This is a genomic window from Chitinophaga sp., from assembly GCF_017745275.1.
Taxonomy (GTDB): Bacteria; Bacteroidota; Bacteroidia; order Chitinophagales; family Chitinophagaceae; genus Chitinophaga.
In genome coordinates, this window is the sequence record NZ_JAGHZS010000007.1 from 57,077 (window position 1) to 82,991 (window position 25,915).

Below are 25,915 nucleotides of genomic sequence, written 5' to 3' on the forward strand. Positions count from 1 at the left end.
ATATTCGCTTGTATCATTCGCTTATATCATTCGCTACAGTCGCTTTATGCTTTCTGCTTTAAGCTTTCTGCTCATCCCTATGCCTGTTCCTTCCGCCGTCCGCAGCGTTATCCCGTCAGGGAGCGCTGCGGATTTATTTATAGTATGCCAGCCCATTTTAATTTTTGCAGATTGAAAGGTTTCTCTTAATTTAGTATTTAGATAGTTGTCTAAATATATACTACATGAACCATGTATTTAAGGCGCTCAATGATAAGACCCGCCGGGATATCCTGGAGCTGCTCAAAAAAGAAGACCTCACTGCCGGTCAGATTGCTACACATTTCAATTTTTCCAAGCCTACGATATCGCATCATCTCGACCTGCTTAAACAGGCCGAACTACTGACTAGTGAAAAAAAGGGACAGTTTATTTATTACTCCCTGAATACCACTGTGATGGATGAGCTACTGAAATGGATGTTGCAGTTTACCGCAGAAAAATTACCCCTTACCCATAAATCAAAGCCTAAATATGAAAGCAGGTAAATGGTGGCAGGAAATCCCTTTACTCGGCATTATGCTATGCCCGGCCCTTGTTTATTACTGGTTAAAACCATTGTTACCGGCACTGATCCCTTCTCACTATACCATTTCCGCCAATGGAGAATGGGTGGTAGACGGACAGATGTCGCCGGCAATGGATATTACGGTCACATTGGTGGTCTCCCTGTTTATTTATTTGATCCTCACCCTGGCAGTATTATTACCATACAGGAATCAGCTACCGCAGGCCTGGTTAAAGCCGATGTTATATTGGTTAAAGGCAGGTATGCTTTTATTGATAAGTGCTATCCCTGTTTACCAGATGCTGGTAAGTGCCGGGAAATTAACGGGTGGCGCTGCCACTGTATGGGCATATATTGGAGGTATCGGGATGGTAGTACTACTCAATATTTTTATCTATCGTATGTATGATCTGATGTATAAACGCAGTGAGTCAAAACCACTGGGGCGGACATCTTACGTTATTATTTGGGCAGGTACCCACGTGGTGGTATCTATTGGGCCGTTTTGTTTACTCCTGGCACAACACCTCAACGCCGACAGAATGATAGTGCAGATGATACTGCTGTTTATTACCATTTGTGGTAACCTGCTATATAGTGTGCGTCCCAATCCTTACCTGGGTATCCGGACCCCGTGGACGCTGAAAAACGATACAGTATGGCGGGAAACGCACCGGCTGGGAGGTGTGATGATGTTTATAATGGGCGCGACCGGCTTTATCGCTACGTTTTTCGCCGACAGGCAGCAGGTTCACTTCGTTCTGGTGACTTCGTTGCTCACGGCTACATTTATTCCCATGGTGTATTCGTATATCCGTTACCGTAAATTAACACATCAACCCTGACCTTATGAAAAGAATCCTTTTTTTCGTCCTGTTATTGGGCAGCCTGCAAGCTGTCCGCGCACAACAGCAACCCGTAGTCAGCAGCTTTTTTGAACAAATCGGCCGCAGTAACTGGACCGGCGCTATGCAATACATGGCCCCTGTGATGAAGGAAAAACTAACGGCAGATATGCTGAAAGGCGTATGGCAACAAATTGAGCAAACCAACGGAAAGTGGGAGGCCCTGACCTCACAGAAAGTAGTACGCGATGGCAACCATTTCATCGTGACCGCAGAAAATAATTTCGAACGTACCACCGTGATCTTCCGGCTGACCCTGGATAGCGCCAACCGCCTGGTCGGCTTCTTCATCACCGGCTCCCGGCCCAAACAGGTGATGCTCAATACCAACGAAACAACAGATACAGTTCATGCAGCTGATGGCACCGTATTGTATGGCACCTTAACGCTCCCCGAAGGGCAGCCGCATTCGCCGGTAGTACTCATCATTGCCGGCTCCGGCCCAACGGATCGCAACGGCAACAGCCTTTTCCTCCCCGCCACAGAAGGGTTTTCCTATCAGCAACTGGCGGCTGGCCTCGCAGCGCATGGCATTGCCTCACTGCGGTACGATAAACGGGGTACCGGGCAAAGTACGGCTTCCAACAAACCACTGACGGCCCTCACCCTGGACGACTTTGTAGCCGATGCCGCGGCCTGTGTGGATCACCTGGAAAGAAGCGGACAGTTCGCCAATGTGTCCGTGATTGGCCATAGCGAAGGTGGTGTTATTGGCCTGGCGCTGGCCGGCCGCCAACCCATGAAATGCCTGATCGCCCTTTCCACGCCCGGAGAAGCCATAGATAAGGTACTGCTGGAGCAACTGAAACCCCGGCTGGCAGATTCCCTATACCAACAATCCGTCAGCATCCTCGAAGGGCTGCGGGAAAATAAAACGCCCGATCGGGTACCGGCCGATCTGAACATGTTCTTTAACAAAGGCACCTTCGGCTACTGGAAAAGCGCGGTTCGTTTCGATCCATGCGCCATGTTAGCGCTCACACAGCTACCAGTACTGGTGGTAGGTGGTGCGGCAGATGTACAGGTGACACCCGCACAGGTAACCATGCTGCAGGATTGTAAACCCGGAACCCAACTGGTACTCATCGAAGGCATGACACACGCCTTGAAAAACAATGCGGCCCTTTCCCCGGATAAAAAAACGCCCTTGCCTTTATCCCCCGAATTGGTGCCGGCACTGGCTAACTTCCTCCGGCAATAAATTTTTTCCCCCGGCGTAGGGGGAGAGGGAGTTTTAGCAGTCATAGTACCAGGGAGCACCTCGCCGGGAGTAAATTTTTTTATACCGGCATAAGGGTTTACTTCTCTTTAGGTGTATTATTGGCATATAACAGCAACAAGGGCATTGGACAAGGACATACGCCAGGATAAACAGGTTTTACTGATAGAACAAAGCTTTCATGACCATTATGAAGGATTACACCGCTATGCCTTTACGATATTAAAAGATAACGATAACGCCAAAGATGCCGTACAGGCGGTGTTTTTGAAGTTATGGGAAAAAAAAGATACCATTGACGAAGAGCAATCACTCAAATCTTACTTGTATACAGCAGTATATAATTACTGCCTGAATATCAAAAGACATGAGAAAATTAAAGCACGTTACATACACGAGAATAATTTAGTACAGCACGAAGGAGCAAATATGTTGGTCAGCAAAGAAATCAACCAACAGATTATGAGTCACATTGCCGCGCTTTCCCCTCAATGCCAGCTCATATTTACAAAAAGCCGCTTTGAAGGAAAGAAATATGCAGACATTGCAGCGGAGATGGGACTATCTGTGAAAACAGTAGAGGCACAGATGGGAAAAGCACTTAAAATCCTACGGGCAAAACTGTTTGATATTATGATTAGTGTGTTGATATTATTTCTCCTGTAAAAAAAATAAGTTACAATTTATTAAGAATGAACAATCCCGGTCAAACACATGTAGACGATGAATTACTGGCAAAGTATTTTTCCGGGGAAGCCTCCCCGGAAGAAGCCATTGCAGTGGATGACTGGGTACATGCATCCGCTGAAAACCGTGCCCTGTTTGAACAGGCACTGGCAGTGTGGGAACAAACCTCCATTGGGCATAACTGGCAACTACCTGATAAATCAGCCATGTTGACCGCTATTCAGCAGGAACGGATACCTGCCAAAGGCAGCGCACCTGCAAAGGTAGCCAGCCTTAAAACCTTCCGTTGGCGTATAGCCGCTGCCGTAATAGTACTAATCGGTGTTGCCAGCCTTTATTGGTTATTGCGGCCAACTGCCCCGGCAACGTTGCCCGGTTCCCTGGTGCTCCGGGAAGCCCACAGCGGGGTATTACAGGATACGCTGCCTGACAGGTCAGTGGTAACCCTCAACAGTGGCGCTTCTATCAGCTATGCCAGCAACTTTGTGGGAAATACCCGGCAGGTATTGCTAAAAGGTAGTGCAACGTTTGATGTAACAACAGATCCTAAAAAACCGTTTATTGTGAGCGTGGGAGATATCGCTGTAAAAGTATTGGGTACTACCTTCCTGGTGGCAACGGATACCGCCGGGGTAATGGTGTCCGTGAAATCCGGAGCCGTGGGCATGTATCGCGGTGATAGCAGTATTATCCTGAAAGCCGGGGAAACGGGAATCTATCATAATAACACACATGGTTTCAGTGTAGCCGGTGCTGATAGTATTTCCATGACAAGGTCTTTCAACTTTACCAATGCCAGCCTGAAAGAAATTGCTACTCAACTGGAACTGGCATACGGAACAAGGATCGTGTTTAACAATAAAAAACTGGAAGGCTGCTCCATGAGCAGCACTTTCGACAATAAATCCTTATTATTCATTTTAGAGGTTATATCAATTACGTTGAATGTCCAATATAGTATCGAGAAAGATACCGTGTATCTCAGTGGCAGTGGATGCAATTAAGTACGTAGCAGCGTTCTTTATTGCTGTCATAACTATTTCTCTCAGTAACGCACAACAACACCGGATCAACTTAAAGCAAAAAATCGTTGTACCCGCGTCAGCGCTCCGTTTCGATTCTTTGCTGAGTATTGTTGGCCGCCAAACCGGCGCGCGGTTTTCCCTGAACACCAGTAAGTTTCCTCCTTCACGCCTGATCCATTTAGGGAAAAAAGTGATGCCCGTAGGAGAGCTCCTCACCACCATCCAAAATGATGCAGGTATTTATTATACCGTTTTAGGAGGACATATCATTTTCATAGATAATCCACCGCATATACCACATCCGGCACCAGCAAAGAAAGCAGCGCCGGCGAAAGCACCATCGGAAAAGCGCCCCACGGAGAAACTGGCAGATCATAAATTATCTGCCACCAAACCACCGCCCATACAGGTATGGAAAGATCTCCAGCCACTGCCGGTGATTTATATAATAGATACACTGGCTGCGCATCCAACCGATACTATGTACCTTGTCCGGCAACATCCCGATTCACTCCGTAAAACAGACAGCGTACTGGTAAAACAATCCAACGCGTTGTTACAAACGGATTCCGTTTTTGTGAAGCAATATCCTGCTGCCCAAAAAACGGACTCCGTTTTTGCCGTTCAATACCACGCCGGAAAAACCATTGACTCAGTAAGATTTGTTCAATACCATCAGGCGATTCAAAATGGTTCGCTATCGGGTGCAGGCACCAACAGATACATTCCCCGGATATCCTTTCCCAGCTGGCAGTTCCGGCCATCTATACAATTAACCTGGGGACGCAGCGGAACAGATTCTGTGCGGCATACTCCTTTCACCATCGCCTTAAGAGATTCCAGTAACAAACAACAGCCGGATAAAATAAATGAAACAGTGGCCAGGCCAGTAGCCACGAAAACAAATGTGCAACAGCAAGAAACTACCACTGCGCAAACATCTCCCAATACAAGTACCCAACAACAAAAAAGCAATACCGCGGTTCCGCAACAAACAGCGGCGAATACAAATACGAAGCCACCAATTATCAAACAACACAGCGGTGGGTCAGATCGTACTTCCTGGGTAAAGTCTACCTGGCAAAATATTTTTGATAATCCTTATCAAAGGCCCGCCAGGCAAGGAACAGGAGGCAGGACAGCGCAAGGACCATTCTCTTTCTTACTGAACCTGGGTGTTTCTGCCGATGAAGTATACTACGCGAATCCTACCATTCAAATGGGATTCCCTTTCCTGTATGGCATTGTACAGGGTAGTACCAACTTTAAGCTGGCACAGCTCAGGTTCGGAGCAGGGGTGTCTGCACGTATATCGGAGGATTGGCGTTTGCATCTCCAGGCAACCACCGGTAGTGCGCAGGAACAGCAATTCAACATCGACTCTAACCGCATGCTGATACCCGGTACTATGGAATCCCGCTTAACGAAAATATCCCTGCTGGGCGAAAAGCAGTTGGGGGATCATTTTCGCTTACAAGCCGGTCTTGTATGGAATAGCCAGCAATTGCAATATTCCGTGCCAGGTAAAACGGTGAACCAAACACAAATGGCCTACAAGGAGCTGAATATTATTCATGCACCATATACGCTCATCAATTCGGTGAGTGGTGAACGTAATAACAAAGCCTGGATTGGTATCCAGGTAGGTATCTTTTATAATATAAATTTTAATAAAAGAGAGTAAGGGTTTTTAATGAGTTGCGTGTAGTAGTAATGCACAATTTCTTTTTAACATTAAGATGGCATTACGATGATCGCATTATTAAAGACGGCAGAAAGAGCGAATAATTCTTCTTACATTAATAATTACGTTTTTCAACGGCATGTATTTGCTTACAGGGCGATACCTGTTGAACATCTGCAAAACAAGCAGGTACTGGAATTAGGCTGTGGTGAAGGCTATGGAATGGAAATGCTGGCACCACATGTTGCACATTACCTGGCAGTAGATAAAAAGAAACCGGTTAGTAAATTACCCGCCAATGCCTCCTTTCAGACCTGCAACCTGCCAATACTGACAGGTATTGCAGATAATAGTTATGATACGGTGATCTGTTTCCAGGTGATCGAACATATCAAAGATGACAGCGCATTACTCCATGAAATCCGGCGGATACTGAAACCAGGTGGCCGCCTGTTTTTGACCACTCCTAACCGGTTAATGTCACTCAGCAGAAATCCATTTCATATCAGGGAATATTTACCACGTGAAATGTATGCGCTGGCAAATGCCCATTTCCCTAAAGCAACGGTAGAGGGCATCTACGGTAATCAGGCTGTTATGACCTACTATGAAGAAAATAAAGCGAGTGTAAACAGGATTACCAGGTGGGATATTTTTCGGCTGCAATACCGGCTCCCGGCCTTTCTCTTACGGATACCATACTCATTACTCAACAACCTGAATCGATTCCTCTTGCTCAAAAAAATAGAGGACGTCACTGCCGGCATTGTACATGATGACTTCTATCAGCATTCCCTGCGGGATGATTGTCTCGATTATTTCGTTACAGCGGTCAAATAGCTTGTAGCTATTCTTGCTTATAAATAAGCCGTATTGTATTTACAATACGGCATCTCTGTTTATATAAATCCAGCCACCACGGATATTATAAAACCATGTGCCTGCTATTTACGGCTGCCTGTGCTTTGAAAATTCACCTGATTATTGTAATTTGTACGAACAATTGGTTGTTTTGTTCATACAAAGTATGTTTTTACGGGTTCCATTTATTAAATAGCAGCGTTATGGCCATCTTTCAGACTTTATTCCACGAGATCATTGGTTTCTTCGGCATTTCTCAATTAATAGAAATATGCAAAACCGGTGATTACAAAGTGTTGCTCACGTTAAACGGGATCTTCTCGGTTATTTCTCCCTTAATACCTTTCCTGTTATTACTGGAAATTTTCCGGGCTATTTTCTACAAACGGTTTAAGATTGAAGACTACAAAATGCCCTTCTTCATCTTTGTGGCTAACCGTTTTATTTCCCGGTTTATCTCCATTGCTGCCGTGGCATTCTGCATTGGCGTGTTGGAAAAATATGCGTTGTTCCAGACTTCCCTGAAATGGTATTGGTTCATTTACGGCTATATCGTATGGGAATTTTCACATTTTATCTATCACTATTTCGGTCATAAGGTGCGCCTGTTCTGGTGTTTGCATTCCACTCACCACGCGCCGGAAACCATGAACCTTTCTGTTACCTACGCGCATTTCTTCCTGGAAGCGCCTTATGCGGATGTAATCCGTACCAGCATCTGTATTTTGATGGGGGTAAATCCGCCGTTATTATTCATCATTATGTTCATTGATGGTACCTGGGGTTCGTTTATCCATGTGGGTGAGAACATGATCAAAGACGGCCGCCTGGGCTTTTTAAATAAGATTATCCTGACACCTTCGCACCACCGGGTACATCACGCGAAGAATCCATTATACATGGATACCAATTTCTGCAACCTGCTCAACATCTGGGATAAAGTATTTGGCACCTTCCAGAACGAAAAAAGAGAGCTGCAGATTGAGTATGGCATCTCCCGGGAAATCAATTACAATAACTTCCTCGACGTATATTTCGGTGAGCTGTATTGCTTATGGAAGGATATTTACAAAGCACCGGGTATCAGGAATAAATTCCTCTACATCGTAATGCCACCGGGATGGAGCCATACCGGTGAACATAAAACTGCGAAAGTAGTAAAACGGGAATACCTGGAGCAGGCCAGCCACAAAGAAGCTTATCTTCAACAACGGGTGGATCAGGTCATCTGATCAAACAGGTAATAGAGAGGCGACTCTTCCAGTACCACGCGTATTGGCCCGGTGTCGCCGCTGCGCCATTTAATCAGGCGGATAAAGCCTTCGGCTATTTCAATGCCGGTAATATCGCCATCGCTGAAGCAACAGCAGCCGGTATTGAAGTAGGAGGGATGCGCCATGGTTTTTACAAACTGTTTGCCTGCATAGGCGGCTTGTTTGTCTGATAAGGCTTTTTGTAAGATGTATACCTCCGCTTCATTTCCTTTGCTGCGGGCTCTTTCCAGTTGCTTTGTGAGGCGGTCTATGTGATCCAGTGAAGCAAATACGGGTTTATGGGTATGCCCGGAAATCAGGAAAGTGCGTGCATATTGCATACTCCACTCGTACATCATGATATTGTGCCGGTCTGCCAGTTCAAAGGAGTCGGAGAGAGTATCGGCACGTATGTCGAAGAAGCGCTGTATAGGTGTCCACACTGCTGCTACAAACCATTTGCTGAATGCGTTGCCATCACTGCGCAGGTCGCCCTGGTGGCCATGTGTGAGGAACACGTTGAACTCCGTTTGTTCGTATTGTGTTTGCAGTATAATGCCCTCATATACTTTTAACTTCTTTCCAAATATTGGTTTTAGGAACTGGAGCCGGGGTACTTTATAATGCCATTGCAGGTCGTGGTTACCAAATATACGGTAGTAGCGCTTTTGCTGCTGAAAACGGGCCTCTTCCTGCAACGTGGCATGATTGGCTGCCATCACCTTTGCAGGCGTACATTCCCATAATTCTTCACAGTCACCCAGGTTAATAAACGTATAGCCTTCCCCGTAGTAATAGCGGAGTGCATGGCAATAATTTTGTTCTGCCGCCATGAAATCATCTGCGCCATCTTTACCGCCTTTATGCTGATCGGAGAAAATGATGAAGCGATCCTGTTCGTAGTTGAACGGAATCACCACGCCCGAATGCCGTTTACCTTGTAATATCTCTTCCTGTAGCCGTGATAGAGAAGCAAATACCTGTGGACGGCTGGGTTGGGAAGAAAAACGGTTAGAGAGCCATATAATAGGGCGTTGCAGGATGCGTTTCAGTGGATTTGGCACGTACGGATCATTTAAATAAGGCAATGGTAGCCACGCACAAAATGAGCGGCTATAGATAACCGCTCCCATTGTCATTTATTTCAAAGGCATGCCTGCAGGTGCAGGAATTAAGCCTTCACTTCTTTTTTTACGTTCACAGCGCTCGGACCTTTCTGTCCACGCTCTACTTCGAATGTCACCTTGTCTCTTTCTTTGATCGGCTCTGTTAACTGATTAATGTGAACGAACACACTATCCTGTGTTTGCTGATCAATAATAAATCCATAACCTTTGGATTCATTGAAAAATTTTACGACACCTCTGCGGATTAGTTCTTCCGGTGCAACTGGTTCATGACGGGTAGCACCCAGCTGAATGTCTTCCACATTGATTTCCTTTCTTTTGCTTGGGTCTGGCGGCGTATCGGTAATGTTACCGTTTTCGTCAATGTACGCCATCATGTCTTCCAGACTCTTTCCTTTTCCGCTGTTTGCTTTGCGTTCTTCCTTTCTTTCTGCCTTCTCCTGGCGCTGTTGTGCCTTTTTCTTTTGCTGCTCTTTTTTACCAAACGTTTCCTGGGATCTGGCCATATTTTGAAAATAAGTTTTGTTGGATCACGAAGATCGGTTTTTTTTAGTTAGCATCCCGGAATTATCCTGTTGGCTGCCTGCTGTGTATCGGCTGTGCTGCGCTGTATTTCGCCATGGAGGCTGTTTTATGCGTTAAATCCGCTTCTGATTATATTTCTTCATAAGGCGTTACCACCCTTCACATTAACATTATCTTATATCATATTTACCTTAGATTAGCTGATTGGTTTTTGACATTATCAACAAAATCAGACCAGGCAAAAAGCCTGTTCAAACATTTAAAAAGCTTATGATGAAAAAACAAGCCCTGATCCTGTTGGCCTCCCTGCTGGCCAAACAGGCAATGGCACAGGTAGATGCTGGCCTGTTTCGCTATCCTGATGTATCCCGGACCCAAATTGCATTCTCCTATGCAAATGATATCTGGATCGTTCCCAAAACCGGCGGTACCGCCATTAAACTCATTTCTCCTCCCGGCGTGGAAAGCTTTCCGCGGTTTTCGCCCGATGGCAGCCAACTGGCCTTCAGCGGTAATTACGATGGCAACACCGACGTATACCTGTTACCGGTAGCTGGCGGCATCCCGCTGCGACTCACCCAGTACGGTGGCGCCGACCGGGTAGTAGGCTGGACCCGCGATGGTAAACAGGTGCTCTTTGCATCGGGGAGAGAAAGTACCAAAGAACGCTTCAACCAGTTTTATACCATCTCCGATAAAGGCGGCGCCGCTACCAAACTGCCACTGGCCTACGCTGAATTCGGCTCTTATTCGCCTGATGGCAGCAAAATAGCCGTCACTACCCGCTCTCAGTCGTTCCGTAACTGGAAACGCTACCGCGGCGGTATGAAAGCAGATATTCATGTGTTCGACTTCGCCCGGCAAACAGATGAAAACATTTCCGCCAAAAGCGAAGCCGGCGACGAATTCCCGATGTGGTACAACAACTACATCTACTTCCTGTCGGACCGTGGCGCTGAGAAACGCATGAACCTCTGGCGATACGATACCAACACCAAAGCCTGTGAACAAATTACAGCCTATAAAGACTACGATGTACACTTCCCGTCTATAGGCCCTGAGGATATCGTGTATGAAGCCAATGGCAGGTTATACCTGATGTCGCTCGCCAATCAGCAGTCCACCGAAGTAAAGATCTCCGTGAACACTGATATGACGGCCATGAAACCACGTATCATACACCCAACAAAATATATCCAGTCGGCCACTATCAGCCCCGATGGGCAGAGAGCACTCCTCAGTGCCCGCGGCGACGTATTTTCTGTACCCGCTGTCAACGGTTATGTGAAAGACCTCACCCGTACCAGCGGCGCCGCAGAACGCTATCCCGTATGGTCGCCCGATGGGAAGCACATCGCCTGGTGGAGCGATCAATCCGGCGAATATGAACTGTGGCTGGCCCCCGCCGGCAAAGAAAATGAAGCCAGGCAAATTACCCACTACGGCGCCGGCTACCGCTACCGCCCTTACTGGTCGCCGGATAGCAAACAGTTGGCGTTTATCGACCAGGCCCTGAAAATGTGGGTGCTCGATGTCAACACCGGTAAAACTACCGCCATAGATCAGGCCCTCCGCTATTCCCCGGATGTGCTGGAAGGCTTCCGCTTCAGCTGGAGCCCTGATAGCCGCTGGATTACCTATAGCCGCGACCTTGACAACCTGCACGAAGCCGTGTTTTTATTCGATACCAAAAATAATCAGCGTCACCAGGTCACCAGCGGATTCTACGAGTGCGCCAGGCCCATATTTGACGAAGAAGGCAAGTACCTCTATGTACTCACCAACCAATCCTTTAAGCCTACCTACAGCGCCATAGATAATACTTTCATCTACGCCAACGCCGGCCTGTTGGGCGTAATAGGGCTGGAGAAATCAACGCCTTCCCTGCTGGCTACCCGCAACGATGCAGTAGCAGTGAAAGACGGGAAAAAAGAACCCTCGCCTGCAGCGAAAGAAAAAGGTAAAAAGGAAAAATCTTCCAAAGAAAAAAAAGAAACACCAGCGCCGGAAACCAAGCCCACGGCTATTGACCTGGATAACATGGAAGCCCGGATGGAACTGTTGCCCATCCCCGGTGGTATTTATTCCCGCCTCGGCGCTACCAAAGGAAAAATCCTGTTTCTCAGCAGCACTCCACCTGAGGACGAAGAAAGCAGCGGCGATGCTACCCTGCAATACTATGATATCGCCACCAAACAGGTGAAGACCATCATCAAAAATCCCGGCAACTACGAAATCTCCGCCGATGGTAACAAAATACTGATCAACAGCGGCCCCTATGGAATCATAGAGCCGGCTGAAAACCAGAAAATAGATACCGCTATGCGCGTGGAAGAAATGGAAATGACGGTGAATCCAAAAGAAGAATGGAAGCAACTGTTCACGGACAGCTGGCGCATGGAAAGAGATTTCTTCTATGATCCGCACATGCATGGGGTGGACTGGAATGCCGTAAAAGATAAATACCTCCACCTGCTGGAAGGCGCCCGCACCCGTGAAGAAGTGAGCTTTGTGATCAATGAATTGCTGGGAGAATTAAATGCGTCTCATGCGTATAATTTTGGCGGAGACCTGGAAAGCGGGAAGACCGAAAATGTAGGCTACCTCGGGGTCGACTGGCAGGCAGATGGCAACTACTATAAAATTAAAAGAATTATCCGCGGCGCTCCCTGGAATGCGGAAGTCCGCAATCCACTGGACGAACCTGGTCTGAACGTCAAAGAAGGTGATTATATCCTGGCAGTAAACGGTGTGCCACTAACCACCGCGCAGGAACCTTTCAACGCCTTTCAATCACAGGCAGGCAAAGTAATAGAACTGACCTATAATAGCCAACCCTCTTTCAGTGGCGCTAAAACAGCCATTGTAAAAACATTGGGTAGTGAATACAGGCTGCGTCACCTGGCCTGGATAGAGAGCAATCGCAAACGTATTGCAGAAGCCACCAACAACCAGGTAGGATACATTTTTGTGCCCAGCACCGGCATCGACGGACAGACAGAACTGATCCGGCAATTCAATGCACAATGGGATAAAGCAGCGTTGGTGATTGATGAACGTTTCAACAATGGTGGCCAGGTACCGGATCGTTTCATTGAAATGCTGAATCGCAAGCCACTGGCATATTGGGCGGTTCGCGACGGAAAGCCTTCTCCATGGCCTTCATTCGCACACTTCGGCCCCAAAGTGATGCTCATCAATGGCTGGAGTGGTTCCGGCGGCGATGCTTTCCCTGACTACTTCCGCAAAGCTGCGCTGGGCCCCATTATTGGTACCCGCACCTGGGGCGGCCTCATAGGCATCAGCGGCACGCCTGCATTGATTGATGGCGGCGCGATCACGGTGCCTTCTTTCCGGATGTACGAAAACAATAGTACCTGGTTCCGTGAAGGACATGGAGTGGATCCCGACATTGCAGTAGATGAAAACCTCGGCGACATGGCCAAAGGAGTAGATCCGCAAATTGAAAGAGCCATTGTTGAAATTAAAAAACTGTTGCAGACAAAACCTTATACAGCGCCTGCACCACCACCATATGAAGCAAGATAAAAGAAGAGGGATGATAGCCAATAAACGCGGCTATCATCCCTTATATATATGGAAGCAATGTTTACCTGCGTTTCGGCTGGAAATTCCATCTTAACCCACCACTGAAAAAGTAGTTAGTCGCCAGTCGCGCATTAGGTCTGTCCTTAAACATCTCCGATAATTTCTTCTCGGAAAAACTCGTTTCATTTAACAAAATACTGCCACCTGCTGCCACAAAATCAATATGCTTTGTCAGGTGCCAGGTGTTTTCAAGTGCCACAGTCATTTCCGTATGTCCCATGAGACGTTTTTTATCATTCATTCTTTTTACATCGTAAGCCGCGCCCTGCATGCGGAAGGCCAGCGCCAGATCAGTGTGTTTATTCAACGCTGTGCTCACACTTAATTTTTCCGGGAAATTAAGGTCAAGCCGGTATTTATTATCGGACTGCCATCTTACGAGGAAAGCGGGTAACAGCATAGGCGTACCAAAGGTATTGGTAAACATGGCACCTACACCATATGAGAAATTGCGGTTCTTTTGTTTCACAAATAACAGGCCGCCATTTACAAAAATATCATGCTGATCTATTTCTTCCATATCAGTAAAAAGCCCTACAGACACCATTCCTACCATTCCCCATTTCTTGTTGATACTACGGAAATGTTGCAATGCCAGTTGTGTTCCCAGTAATTCTTCCGGGAATATTTTTTTATCATAATCGCTGTTGGAAAGTTTGGTATAACTGCCGGAAGCCGCCAGGGTCCAGTTTCTTACCTTACCGGTAACCGTATCTACACGGCTGCTCAGCATAAACATCGCGCCGAAATTATAGCGTACCTGCGAGGTGGTAGAATGTGTTTTCACACTGTCTTCCGGCCTGATATAGCGGGAGGAAGGCAGATAATCTACACTCACGGCCATGCCGGGAGCATTAAGTGATGTGGCGCCCAGCTGCGCCCATAGGCGTTGTGCAGGCGTGAAAGATAATAAGGCGAATAACAAACAGGTGTAACCTTTCTTTTGATTCGACGATTGTAGGTGTGTTGGCTTACGGCTCATAATAGTGTACTTTCTTAAAATAATTTTTTCTTGCTTTAGAGTACGACAGCATGCCTGCCTTATACCCCTACGCGGAGATAAAAATTAATTTTCGAAAGATGGGATCCCGAACCGTGCTATATATAATACAAGAGGGGCGCCGGATAACCGACACCCCTTGATTTTTTTCACTAATAGTTTTTTTAAATTTTCCGGAAGACAACAATGCCATTATGTCCTCCAAATCCGAAAGTATTACTCATGGCTACTGCAACTTTTTTTTCTATCGCAGTAGTTAATACAATTTGTAAGCCTGCGGGAATGGCCGGATCCAGTTGCTGCGTGTTGATAGTGGGAGGGATGATGCCCTGTTCAATACTTTTCACACTGGCAATGGCTTCTATGGCGCCTGCTGCTCCCAGCAAATGGCCTGTCATAGATTTGGTGGCACTGATGTGCAGGTGCCCTGGTGCATCACCAAACAATTTTCCGATAGCGGCTATTTCACTCAGATCACCTACAGGCGTGGAGGTAGCATGTGCGTTTAAATAGTCTACAGCTTCTTTATTCAGTCCCGCATCTTCGAGTGCCTGCTGCATGGCGCGGAAAGCACCCAGTCCTTCCGGGTGTGTGGCGGTCATGTGATAGGCATCCGCTGTCATAGCAGCACCAGCTACTTCCGCATAAATATGCGCTCCCCTCGCTTTGGCGTGTTCATATTCTTCCAGGATAAGGGCGCCGGCGCCTTCTCCCATCACAAAGCCGTCCCGTTCGGTGTCAAACGGGCGGGAACCACGGGCCGGATCATCATTGCGGACAGACATCGCTTTCATAGCACAGAAGCCGCCTACAGAAGCAGGAGTGACAGGTGCTTCCGAACCACCGGTAACAATCACTTTGGCCTTACCGATACGGATATACGTTAATGCATCCATGATGGCGGTGTTGGAGGTAGCACAGGCAGATACTGTGGTGTAGTTGATGCCCATTAATCCATATTTAATAGAGATCATACCGGAGGCCATATTGGTGATGAGCTTGGGCACAAAGTAAGGACTGAAGCGGGGATTGAAATCACCGGCCACGTACTCGGTCACCTGCTCTTCGAAGGTTTGCATTCCCCCCTGGCCGGAACCCCAGATAACGCCGGTATCAAACGGATCCATGCGGGAGAAATCAAGTCCCGAATCTTTAATGGCCTGGTCTGCTGCTACCAGCGCATATTGTGTAAAGGGATCGGTTTTGCGTAGCTCTGCTTTGTCCAGCAATGCACTGGCGTCAAAGTTTTTCAGTTCGTTGGCAAATCGTGTCCGGAAGCGACTGGCATCAAAGTGGGTAATAGTGGCTGCGCCACTTTTCCCATTGACCAGGCTATTCCAGAAATCAGCGACATTGTTGCCGATAGGAGATACGGTTCCCATTCCTGTAATGACAACTCTTTTCATAGTATATTATTTTTGACACAGGTCTTCCATCAGTTGATCTGCAATGCTGCGGAAAGCCGTTGGCCCCATTACCCGCGATAAGAGGAGGGAAGACTGTAAATTGGACATAATGAGCAGCGCCCTGGCGTGGGCGGCTCCTTTGAAGTGAATACATTTATTTTTACGGCCCTGCTCCAGGCATTGCGTCAGCCAGGTAACAATGCCATCGGCCATTTCCTGCACTTTTGTTTGCATCGCCGGAGCAAAAGTTTCAAAGTCGGTGGCCAGGGAACCCATCAGGCAAATATTGCCCTGGCTGTTGTGCTGCCGGAAAACATCCACCAGCCTGGCTAACTGTTCATTTTCCGGTAACTGTTTCCATTTACCGGTCTGCTCCCTGAACTTTTCTATCTCCTGTTCAATCACTTCCACACCCAGGTCGCACTTCGCCGGAAAATGATAATGTACTGCGGCATTCTTAATATCCAGCGGCGCCGCAATATCCTTATAGCTAAAGGCATTGAAGCCTTTTGTTCTCACCAGGCGGTCCGCCATGGACACAATTTTTTCTTTCGTTCCTGACATGTTTTTTATAGCTTAAGCAGAAGGATAAAGCAACTGCGTTTGCTGCTGCTGTTTCCTTATTGCCATGCAAATATACTTACTTAGTAGTAAGTAAGCAAATATTCGCTGCCGGATGGCAGGGGGATAAATAGGGCATCATGGAATAGCTGGGGCAAGGACCTAAAGAGTTGTAAGTAACCGCAACGAATAACAAGAATATGGAAATCAACTATAGTGGCGGAAGGAGAAATACTATTCTTTCATTTGTATGCTTTTTTCTGCTACTACCATATTTAGTACAATGGAGTCCTTTTCAGAGATAGTGGCTGCTGTGCAGCGTTATATAGGTTAAATGGAAAACGCGCTTCACTCAATCGCTTTTCGCTTTCTGCTTACTCTGCCTTGAGGCTTTTCACCGGGTTCATCAGCGCGGCCTTCACAGACTGAAAACTAATGGTGAGCAATGCAATGAGCATAGCCGCCAGTCCTGCTAATATAAATACCCAGTAATGAATAGATACCCGGTAAGGATATTTCTCCAGCCAATGCGACATGGCATACCAGGCAACCGGGAAGGCGATGAGGGCAGCAATCCCTACCAGCTTCAGGAAGTCCGCGGAAAGCAGGCGGGTGATACCGCTTACGCTGGCGCCTAATACTTTGCGGATACCGATTTCCTTGGTACGCCGCTCTGCGGTGTAAGCGGCCAGGCCAAACAATCCCAGGCAACTGATAATAATAGCCAGTGTGGCAAATAAACGGGATAACTGCTGCATCAATGTTTCATTCTCAAACATGGCGTTGAACTGGTCATCCACAAAGCGGTAAGTAAATGGATATGCGGGATTGTAACGTTTCATCACCTCACCAATAAGGGCAATACCGGTTTCTTTATCAGTGCTGGTGTTCATGCGCACATATAAAAGGGTAGCGGCTTGTGGCCTGCAGTAAAATACTACCGGATCCGGGCTGCCATACATGTTCCCGTAAACATAGTCTTTCACCACGCCAACAATCCTGGAGTGTATCATACTATCAGCTTCCGGGGTCAGTAATGTTTTGCCCACTGCGCTGCCATTTCCTATGATTTTTTCGAGCGATTGGGTAATGAGTACATCTGTACCATTAGCGGTGGTTACCGGCTTGAAATCACTGCCGGAAACGATTTTCATGCCGGTGGTACGAATAAATTCCGGCCCTGTTAATCGCTGGGAGATCAGTATTTTTTCCCCTTCCGGTTTTCCTTCCCAACTGATCTCATTAGTGTTGTTGCCACCATAAATAGCGGGATGATCAGCCAGTGCAACGTCTTGTACCTGGCCGGTGGCCAGCAGCGCATCTTTAATAGCCGGGAAATTTTGTACCATATTCCCTTTCACGTCCAGTGAAATCAGGTTGTCTTTGTTGAAGCCCAGGTTCCTGTTCTTTACATGTTGTATCTGCTGATAAATGATGATAGTGCAGATAATCAGGATGATAGAAACGCTGAATTGTGCAATCACCAACCCTTTACGGATGAAGGCTGCGCTGCCGGTCTTCATTTTAATGCCTTTCAGTACAAACACGGGGTTGAAAGAAGAAAGATATAAAGAAGGGTAACTACCTGCAATCATGCCACACACCAGCGTGATCAACAGTAGCCACGTGATATGAACCGGGTTGGTGAGGCCCACCACCAGGTGCTTATCTACCAAAGTATTAAATCCGGGTAATACCAGTAATAACAATAGCACGGCAATGCCGGCAGCCAGCAACGACATAAACAATGCTTCACCGATAAATTGTATTACCAGCTTACCTTTCCCGGCACCCATTACTTTCCGGATGCCTACTTCCCTCGCGCGCTTTTCACTGCGCGCAGTAGAGAGATTCATGAAGTTAATACAGGCAATAAAAAGAATGATCCATGCAATCAATGAAAACAGGTGAACATATTCGATCCGTCCGCCGCTTTGCTGGCCATGTTCGAAGCGTCCGCGCAGGCGCCAGTCGTTCATCGCAAACAGGAATGGATGGGTGATAGCGGTAGGATCATGTTGTTTAACATAGTCATGCAACTGGTGGTTAATCGCCGCCAGGTTAGCATTGGGTGCCAGTTCCACGAAGGTGCTGACAGAATTGGCGCCCCAGTTTTTCAGATAAGCATTGTTACGGAAATATATTTCAAATGGTGCTACCCAATCAAACCGGATACTCGAATTCTCGGGTAAATCTTTCACCACGCCTGTTACGATATAAGGTTGCCGATGCTCCATCAGCACGGTTCTGCCTAATACGTTTTTGGTATCACCGAAAAAATTCCGGGCTGTTTTTTCCGTTAGCACAATGGAATATAACTGGGAAAAAGGCGTGGCGGCACTCCCTTCAATAAAGGAAAACGTAAACATATCGAACAGGCTGGAATCGGCGTACAGCCCACTGGCGTACAGGTTTTTATCACCAATGGTAAACAGCATACTGGTGACTGTTTCTGTAGACCGGCCACTTCGCGCGATGCCTGGTATATCAGCCTTCATGGCCGGCGCTAATGGAGCAGGGGTGGAAGAAAAAGTGCGGATACCTTCATATTCCCAGTTTTCCATTACCTGGTAAATGCGCTCTTTCTTTACATGAGTATTGTCAAACATTAGTTCATCCTCCACCCATAGAAAGATCACTGCCGCGCAGGTCAAACCTATCGCTAACCCAAAAATATTGAGGAAGCTATAGGTTTTATTTTTCCATAAGTTCCGGAGGGTAACCTTAATGTAGTTGTTAAACATCATAGTTGATACATCTTTAACACGGGAATGTGCCTCCGGGAGGGCTAATAGAATGCCACGTTATTATTTATTGATAACTAACCTGTTATTCAACGGCGATTGTCCGCTTTTAATGGCTCCGTGTCCGATACCGGACACTAACCGGTTCAATCAATGATAGCCTTTTTCTCCATAGGGTGCCAGTTCCAGCATCACCAACTTCTCCAGTGTTTTAATTTCCTGCTTTATATCTACTGCCGGATCATCATTTTCTTTCAACACTTCCACTATCTCATATACGAAATCATCGGGGCCTTGTTCCTGCCAGTCGCGCTGCAGCCGCTCATTAAAATGATTGCCTGTTTGCAGTTGCACCCGCAGCGAATTCCACGCGCGGTCCAGGTCCATGCTGCTGCCAATAAATACTTTGTTGTTACGCTTGTTACGCAATTGGAATACACCTTTCCGGAAAGTCATTTCCCTATATGCCTGTTTCAGTTCTTTTCTTGATGTCATCGTTTAATTTTTTAATTGGCCGTCTATTAATTGGCCGGCCTGTTTCAGAAAGGCGCTATAACTTTCCGGGTAGCGCCGGTTCAGGTATAATGTCAGTAATCCTGTAATGCTGTATAGCAAGGCCGCCTGCTTCAACGTTGCTTCCCGGGCGGTGAGCATACGTTTGTCAATACAATATTTCCAGTCGGCTGCACAGAGCTCCGTCAATAAAGACGTTACCAGCCCGGTAGTGTTGCCCTTATTATCGACCTCCGATAATTTTTCCACGAAGAATAATTCAAAGATGCCGGGGTATTGAATAAAGTATTCCATATAGGCCAGCACCGTTGCTTTTAGCCGCCTGTTGCCTGGCGTAACGCCGGCTGTGTGGGCAGTTACATACTCACTGCATTCCGCGCGGAAGTCTTTCACACAAAGGAATACCAGGTCTTTTACATCCTTGAAATAATTATATAACGTAGCAAAGGAATAGCCTGCCCGGTCGGCGATATTGCGCACACTCACACTTTTCAATCCCTCACTTTTCAGGATCTCTTTGGTGGCTTCAATGAAATATCCTTTTACCCGCTGCTCCTGTATTTCTTTTTTATTCATAATAGTGCAAATATATTGAACACTGTTCAAAAAACAGGAAAGTATACCCGGGAAAACAAAAATCAATGGGTCATCTACCGGTTTTACGTGATAAATTTCCCTGCAATGAATTTTACCGAACAGGATAGTGCAGGACGGTAGGAATAAATTTCTTATTTAATTTGCCACCAGTTTTAGTGAAGAAAGTACTATAAAACGAATTAATTATACAGTGAACAGCACCTATGGTGCAAAACAGGAACAATAGCGGCAGAGATACCCAAAGACTCCCTACCCGCTATGTGTGCAGGCCCTTGCGTACTACCATTTATTTAGTCCGGAATTTTTGAAACAACCAAAATTAAGCAACCACAATATGTCATCCTGGTAAAACATCACATGTAACAACAATGCTGTGCGGTGCGTGTAGTGGGCATGCCATTGCTACATTCGCCACCCCGCACATTTTTTATCTCTCGTCGGATTTGACTTCAGAGAGCTTTGTTATTGACTGAAAAACCGGTTAGCACCTGTAATACCAGGATGGAGAAGGTATGCTTTGTTATTGCATCAACAGATCGTTTTAGTATTCATTTCATCATCACCATCAAATTGTAAATAGCGTTGCGCTATGGAAAATTCTACGTTTAGAAAAACACACTATTTTTTTTCACGATGCTGGAAAACCTTCCACCACAAAAGGTATGGGCTGTTATCAGCCATCCTGCTATCGGGATCGTTATCATCCGCACAACAACGAATGACCGTTTCCGGCATCGTTGCTTCCTCAGATGATAACTCCCTGATCCCCGGCGTCACGGTACTGGTCATGGGTACCAGCAAAGGAACCACCACGAATGAGAAAGGCAGGTATTTCCTGGACGCCCAAACGGGCGACTCGCTTATCTTTCGTTACATCGGCTTTATAGAAAAGCATGTCAGGGTAGGATCTCAATCCGTTATAAATATCACCCTGCAATCTGTATCGAGCCAGCTAAAAGATGTGGTGGTAATGGCCTTTGGTACCAAAAAAAAGAATGATGTAGTAGGATCTGTTACTACCATCCGGCCGGCCGATCTGAAAGTGCCTTCCAGTAACCTGACCACCGCACTGGCAGGTCGCGCCGCCGGCCTCATTGCCTTCCAGCGCAGTGGTGAACCCGGGCAGGATAATGCACAGTTTTTTATCCGCGGCGTAACCACCTTCGGGTATAAAAAAGATCCCCTCATCCTGATAGATGGGATCGAATTAACAACTACAGATCTCGCCCGCCTGCAGGTGGATGATATTGCCAGTTTTTCGATTTTGAAAGATGCCAGCGCTACGGCGTTATATGGTTCCAGGGCCGCCAACGGCGTGATCCTCGTCACTACCAAAGAGGGTGCGGTAGGAAAAGCCCACCTCTCTTTCCGCGTAGAAAATTCCTTCTCGGCACCCACTAAAAATATTGAGCTGGCCGATCCGGTCACTTACATGAAACTATCTAATGAAGCGGTACTCACCCGTGACCCATTAGGCGCATTGCCCTACAGCGAAGAAAAAATAGAAAACACGGAAGCCGGTGGCAACCCTATCGCGTATCCTGCTAACGACTGGAGAAAGCTGATGTTTAAAGACTATACGATGAATCAGCGCCTCAACCTCGCCGTGAGTGGAGGAGGAGGCGTAGCACGGTATTATGTTTCCGGCGCCTATAACCGTGATAACGGGTTGATGAAAGTAGATAAGCGGAATAACTTCAACACCAATATCCGCTTAAACAGCTACAGCCTGCGTTCCAATGTGAATGTAAACATCACCAGGACTACAGAAATGGTAGTGCGCTTAAGCGGCAGCTTCGATGATTACACCGGCCCGCTCGACGGCGGCGCTACGATGTACGAGAAAGTAATGCGGTCTAACCCGGTGCTGTTTCCTGCTTATTTTCCCAAAGACGCGGAACATCAGCATGTAAGCCATATCCTGTTCGGTAATTACGATGCTGGACAGTATATCAACCCATACGCTGATATGGTGAAAGGGTATAAAAACTATTCCAGGTCCCTCATGCTGGCACAGATTGAATTGAAGCAGGATCTGAAAGCCATCGCACCCGGACTGGTACTCAGCGGCATGGTAAATACCAACCGTACCTCGTATTTTGATGTAAGCCGCTTCTACAATCCATTCTGGTATAAGATGGATGCCTACGATAAATTGGAGAACCAATACTTTATCACGAATATCAACCCCAACGAAGGCACGGAGTACCTGGGCTATAATGAAGGCGGTAAAACAATCAGCACGGCCTTTTACCTGGAATCGAGGTTGAATTATGATCATAGCTTTAATAAAAGCGATGTAAGCGGGATGGTGGTATTTATGGCGCAAAACCGTTTGAATGCCAATGCCGGTGACTTGCAACAATCGCTCCCGTTCAGGAACATGGGCATATCGGGCAGGGCTACCTACGCTTATGATAAACGTTATTATACCGAAATCAATTTTGGTTATAATGGGTCTGAGCGTTTCGACAGGCATCATCGGTTTGGATTTTTCCCGTCTGTAGGTCTTGCCTGGACAGTATCTAACGAGCATTTTTTTGAATCCCTGAAATCGGTCGTTTCTAATATGAGACTGAGAGGCACCTACGGTATCATCGGTAATGATGCCATTGGTTCACCACAGGACCGGTTCTTTTATCTCTCGAATGTAAATATGAATGATGATAAAAGAAGTGCAACGTTTGGGCGGGATCCGGGGACGTTATACAGCCTCAACGGCGTATCTATCTCCCGGTATGCTAACCCGAATATTACCTGGGAAACATCTAAACAAAAGAATATTGCCCTCGATCTTGGACTGTTCAACAAGCTGAATATTACGGCAGAATATTTTTCCCAATACCGCGATCATATCCTGATGGATCGTGCCGCGATCCCTGAAGCTGCCGGTTTTGCCGCGCCTATCAGGGCCAATGTGGGCGTAGCTACAGCACAAGGCGTGGATCTCTCAATGGATTATAAGCAATTTTTTAAGAATGATTTCTGGGTATCTGTGATGGCCAATTTTACCTACGCTACCAGTCAGTATAAAAATTATGAAGAGCCCAGGTATAACGAATCATATCGCTATCATACCGGTTATTCTATCAACCAGACTTTTGGATACATCGCTGAAAAACTCTTTGTAGACGATGCCGAAGCCGCCAATTCACCGAAGCAGAATTTTGGTCCCTATGGTGGTGGAGATATTAAGTACCTCGATGTAAATCATGATGGACAGCTTACTGAAGCTGATAAAGTAGCGATCGGGAATCCCACGGTGCCGGAAGTTATATATGGATTTGGCTTCTCCCTGGGCTATAAAAATTTCGATTTCTCTTCTTTTTTCCAGGGGCTTAGTAATGAATCATTCTGGATAGATCCTGCTGCCACGGCGCCTTTTGCCGGTCAAAACCAACTGCTGAAAGCTTACGCGGATGATCACTGGTCTGAAGATCACCAGGATGTGCACGCGCTATGGCCTCGTTTAAGCCCGGATTTTAATCAGAACAATACACAACCCAGCACCTGGTTTATGCGCAATGGCGCCTTCCTCCGGTTGAAACAAGTGGAAATAGGCTACACGCTTCCCCGAAGCTGGCAGAAGCGATTGCATACATCTACCTGCCGTTTTTATGTGAATGCCACCAACCTGCTCACCTTCAGCAAATTTAAACTATGGGATGTGGAAATGGGCGGAAAGGGCCTGGGGTACCCGATTCAACGGGTATTTAATATCGGGCTTAACCTGAATTTTAACTAAGAACAATCAACACCATGAAAGAGAATATACTGACAAGGGTGCTGCTCCTGATCCTGGTAATGGCCTGTCCTTCCTGTGCCAAATTCCTCGATGTGGTACCGGATAATGTAGCCACACTCGACAATGCATTTACGACGCGTATTGAAGCAAAAAAATATTTATTTACCTGTTATTCCTATATGCCGAAGAATGGCGATATCGGCGATGATCCCGCCATGGTAGGGGGCGACGAGCTATGGCGCTTTGCCACAGAAACCGGTTTTTTTAGTATGGCCCAGGGGTATCAGAATGTAGTAACCCCGTTGGGAGACCGGTGGGGCTACTATTTCCGTGCAATCCGCGATTGCAATATCTTTCTCGAGAATATCGGCAAAGTTCCGGACCTGCTGGAACCCGAAAGAAAACGCTGGATAGCAGAAGTACAATTCCTCAAAGGATACTACAATTTTTACCTGGTGATGATGTATGGTCCTATCCCGTTAATGAAAACCAATTTGCCGGTAAATGCCGATGGCGCTGCAGTTGACATCGCCCGGGCGCCCGTAGATTCCTGCTTTAATTATATCCTGGAATTAATTAATGGCGCTACTGGTCAGTTGCCGGCATCCATCACGGATCCTACCACGGAGCTGGGACGCATTACACAACCCATTGCCTTATCGCTGAAAGCAAAGGTAATGGTATATGCTGCCAGCCCCTTGTTTAATGGGAATGCTGACGAAGCAGGACTCAAAAACAGGGATGGTACACCACTTTTTAATCCTGCTTATTCCCGCGTAAAATGGGATTCGGCGGTAGCTGCCTGTAAAGCCGCGATAGTAGCCTGTCAACAGGCAGGACTGAAGCTCTATAAATACCATCCGGATTTTCAGCAGTACCAGCTTTCTGATACCATCACCACACAATTAAGTATCAGAAATAGTTTTTGTGAAAGATGGAACAGCGGCATTATCTGGGCGAATACACAAACCAATTCCACCGGCTTTCAACAGATGATCACCACTTTCATTGATCCGAACAGCCGTGACTTCGCCTTCCATGGCCTGTTATCGCCACCGTTGCATATGGCCGAATTGTTTTATACCAACAATGGCGTACCCATCTCAGAAGATAAAACCTGGGATTATGCGAACCGCTATGCCCTGAAGGTAGCAGGAACAGCAGATGAATTATATGTGCGGAAAGATTACACTTCGGCTTACCTGAATTTCAACCGGGAGCCACGTTTCTATGCAGACCTGGGTTTCGATGGCGGCGTATGGTATGGCCAGGGACGCTACGATGATAAAAATTTCCTGGACCTGTTTTACCTGGAGGCAAAATACCGGCAGCGATGCGGGTTTGGTAAACCGGGTTTCGGGTCTATCACTGGCTACTACCTGAAAAAAGCCGTGCATTTTCAGAATGTGATCGGTACTTCCGGTGATTATTCTGTTACCTATTATCCATGGCCCATCATGCGCTTGTCCGCTTTGTACCTGATGTATGCGGAAGCACTGAATGAAGCTGGTGGCCCCGGCGCTGAAGTATATAATTATGTGAACCAGGTGCGGGATCAGGCAGGGTTGAAATCTGTAGAATCATCCTGGACTACTTATTCCAACAACCCGGGGAAGTATACTACTCAAAAAGGAATGCGGGATATTATTCACCAGGAAACCTTGATAGAGCTGGCATTTGAAGGACAGCGTTTTTGGGATCTGCGTCGCTGGAAAGAAGCACAAACGGTATTAAACAGGCCGGTGAAAGGGTGGGACCTGATCCAGGAAACAGCCGAAGCGTACTACCGTCCGAAGGTGATTTTTAGCCAGTCTTTCGGCTTGAAAAATTATTTCTGGCCTATCAGTGAAAACTCGCTATCCATCGACAGGGGCCTGGTGCAGAACCTGGGCTGGTAAATCATCAGA

At 46.8% G+C, this 25,915-nt stretch carries 19 protein-coding genes; 11 read left to right on the forward strand and 8 right to left on the reverse strand.

What is annotated here, in order from left to right; genetic code table 11:
* The first annotated feature begins 224 nt into the window (after positions 1 to 224).
* The 8 genes from J7623_RS19735 (at position 225) to J7623_RS19770 (ending at position 8,160) form a co-directional block, all read left to right on the forward strand.
* A complete protein-coding gene (locus tag J7623_RS19735) occupies positions 225 to 527 on the forward strand; it encodes an autorepressor SdpR family transcription factor (RefSeq protein ID WP_291923592.1) in 303 nt (100 codons plus the stop codon).
* The gene (locus J7623_RS19740; RefSeq protein WP_291923594.1) at positions 514 to 1,392 is read left to right on the forward strand and encodes an SdpI family protein; all 879 of its coding nucleotides are present in this window, start codon (positions 514 to 516) and stop codon (positions 1,390 to 1,392) included. The genes J7623_RS19735 and J7623_RS19740 overlap by 14 nt, the downstream gene beginning before the upstream one ends.
* Before the next feature lie 4 nt (positions 1,393 to 1,396).
* Positions 1,397 to 2,653 carry an alpha/beta fold hydrolase gene (locus J7623_RS19745; RefSeq protein WP_291923597.1) on the forward strand — a complete coding sequence of 419 codons (1,257 nt, stop codon included), beginning with the start codon at positions 1,397 to 1,399 and terminating at the stop codon, positions 2,651 to 2,653.
* Positions 2,654 to 2,797: 144 nt separating this feature from the next.
* Positions 2,798 to 3,337, forward strand: a complete 540-nt coding sequence (locus J7623_RS19750; protein WP_291923600.1) for an RNA polymerase sigma-70 factor — start codon at positions 2,798 to 2,800, stop codon at positions 3,335 to 3,337.
* 26 nt (positions 3,338 to 3,363) lie between these two features.
* Positions 3,364 to 4,362: a FecR family protein gene (locus J7623_RS19755; protein WP_291923603.1), complete on the forward strand. Its 999-nt coding sequence runs from the start codon at positions 3,364 to 3,366 to the stop codon at positions 4,360 to 4,362.
* On the forward strand, positions 4,304 to 6,067 hold the full coding sequence (locus tag J7623_RS19760; protein ID WP_291923605.1) for a hypothetical protein: 1,764 nt from the start codon (positions 4,304 to 4,306) through the stop codon (positions 6,065 to 6,067). The genes J7623_RS19755 and J7623_RS19760 overlap by 59 nt, the downstream gene beginning before the upstream one ends.
* A 66-nt stretch (positions 6,068 to 6,133) precedes the next feature.
* Complete coding sequence (locus J7623_RS19765) at positions 6,134 to 6,907, forward strand: class I SAM-dependent methyltransferase (RefSeq protein ID WP_291923606.1); 774 nt, start codon at positions 6,134 to 6,136, stop codon at positions 6,905 to 6,907.
* Between the two features lie 224 nt (positions 6,908 to 7,131).
* The gene (locus J7623_RS19770; protein ID WP_291923609.1) at positions 7,132 to 8,160 is read left to right on the forward strand and encodes a sterol desaturase family protein; all 1,029 of its coding nucleotides are present in this window, start codon (positions 7,132 to 7,134) and stop codon (positions 8,158 to 8,160) included.
* Here the strand turns inward: J7623_RS19770 and J7623_RS19775 are convergent.
* Together J7623_RS19775 and J7623_RS19780 are read right to left on the reverse strand one after the other, a co-directional pair.
* Entirely contained in the window at positions 8,148 to 9,245 is a 1,098-nt protein-coding gene (locus J7623_RS19775) for a metallophosphoesterase (protein ID WP_291923612.1), read from the reverse strand. The genes J7623_RS19770 and J7623_RS19775 overlap by 13 nt on opposite strands.
* A gap of 107 nt (positions 9,246 to 9,352) precedes the next feature.
* A complete protein-coding gene (locus tag J7623_RS19780) occupies positions 9,353 to 9,814 on the reverse strand; it encodes a cold-shock protein (protein WP_291923614.1) in 462 nt (153 codons plus the stop codon).
* Positions 9,815 to 10,103: 289 nt separating this feature from the next.
* On the opposite strand from J7623_RS19780, the gene J7623_RS19785 reads away from it, so the two are divergent.
* Positions 10,104 to 13,382 carry a S41 family peptidase gene (locus J7623_RS19785; RefSeq protein ID WP_291923616.1) on the forward strand — a complete coding sequence of 1,093 codons (3,279 nt, stop codon included), beginning with the start codon at positions 10,104 to 10,106 and terminating at the stop codon, positions 13,380 to 13,382.
* 61 nt (positions 13,383 to 13,443) lie between these two features.
* Here the strand turns inward: J7623_RS19785 and J7623_RS19790 are convergent, their stop codons facing one another.
* The 6 genes from J7623_RS19790 to J7623_RS19815 all read right to left on the reverse strand — a co-directional run bounded on the left by J7623_RS19790 (position 13,444) and on the right by J7623_RS19815 (position 20,242).
* Positions 13,444 to 14,424 carry a DUF6268 family outer membrane beta-barrel protein gene (locus tag J7623_RS19790; RefSeq protein WP_291923620.1) on the reverse strand — a complete coding sequence of 327 codons (981 nt, stop codon included), beginning with the start codon at positions 14,422 to 14,424 and terminating at the stop codon, positions 13,444 to 13,446.
* Positions 14,425 to 14,606: 182 nt separating this feature from the next.
* Positions 14,607 to 15,848, reverse strand: a complete 1,242-nt coding sequence (gene fabF / locus J7623_RS19795; RefSeq protein ID WP_291923621.1) for a beta-ketoacyl-ACP synthase II — start codon at positions 15,846 to 15,848, stop codon at positions 14,607 to 14,609.
* Between the two features lie 6 nt (positions 15,849 to 15,854).
* A complete protein-coding gene (locus J7623_RS19800) occupies positions 15,855 to 16,412 on the reverse strand; it encodes a TetR/AcrR family transcriptional regulator (RefSeq protein ID WP_291923623.1) in 558 nt (185 codons plus the stop codon).
* A gap of 371 nt (positions 16,413 to 16,783) precedes the next feature.
* Positions 16,784 to 19,156 (reverse strand): ABC transporter permease, encoded by a 2,373-nt coding sequence (locus J7623_RS19805; RefSeq protein WP_291923624.1) that lies wholly within the window; start codon positions 19,154 to 19,156, stop codon positions 16,784 to 16,786.
* Between the two features lie 147 nt (positions 19,157 to 19,303).
* Complete coding sequence (locus J7623_RS19810) at positions 19,304 to 19,648, reverse strand: GIY-YIG nuclease family protein (RefSeq protein ID WP_291923626.1); 345 nt, start codon at positions 19,646 to 19,648, stop codon at positions 19,304 to 19,306.
* Between the two features lie 3 nt (positions 19,649 to 19,651).
* Entirely contained in the window at positions 19,652 to 20,242 is a 591-nt protein-coding gene (locus J7623_RS19815; RefSeq protein ID WP_291923628.1) for a TetR/AcrR family transcriptional regulator, read from the reverse strand.
* A 610-nt stretch (positions 20,243 to 20,852) separates the two neighbouring features.
* Here J7623_RS19815 and J7623_RS19820 point away from each other — a divergent pair.
* Together J7623_RS19820 and J7623_RS19825 are read left to right on the forward strand one after the other, a co-directional pair.
* Complete coding sequence (locus tag J7623_RS19820; protein ID WP_291923630.1) at positions 20,853 to 24,008, forward strand: TonB-dependent receptor; 3,156 nt, start codon at positions 20,853 to 20,855, stop codon at positions 24,006 to 24,008.
* 14 nt (positions 24,009 to 24,022) lie between these two features.
* Positions 24,023 to 25,906, forward strand: coding sequence for a RagB/SusD family nutrient uptake outer membrane protein (locus tag J7623_RS19825; RefSeq protein ID WP_291923631.1), 1,884 nt, complete (start codon positions 24,023 to 24,025; stop codon positions 25,904 to 25,906).
* Positions 25,907 to 25,915: the final 9 nt, after the last annotated feature.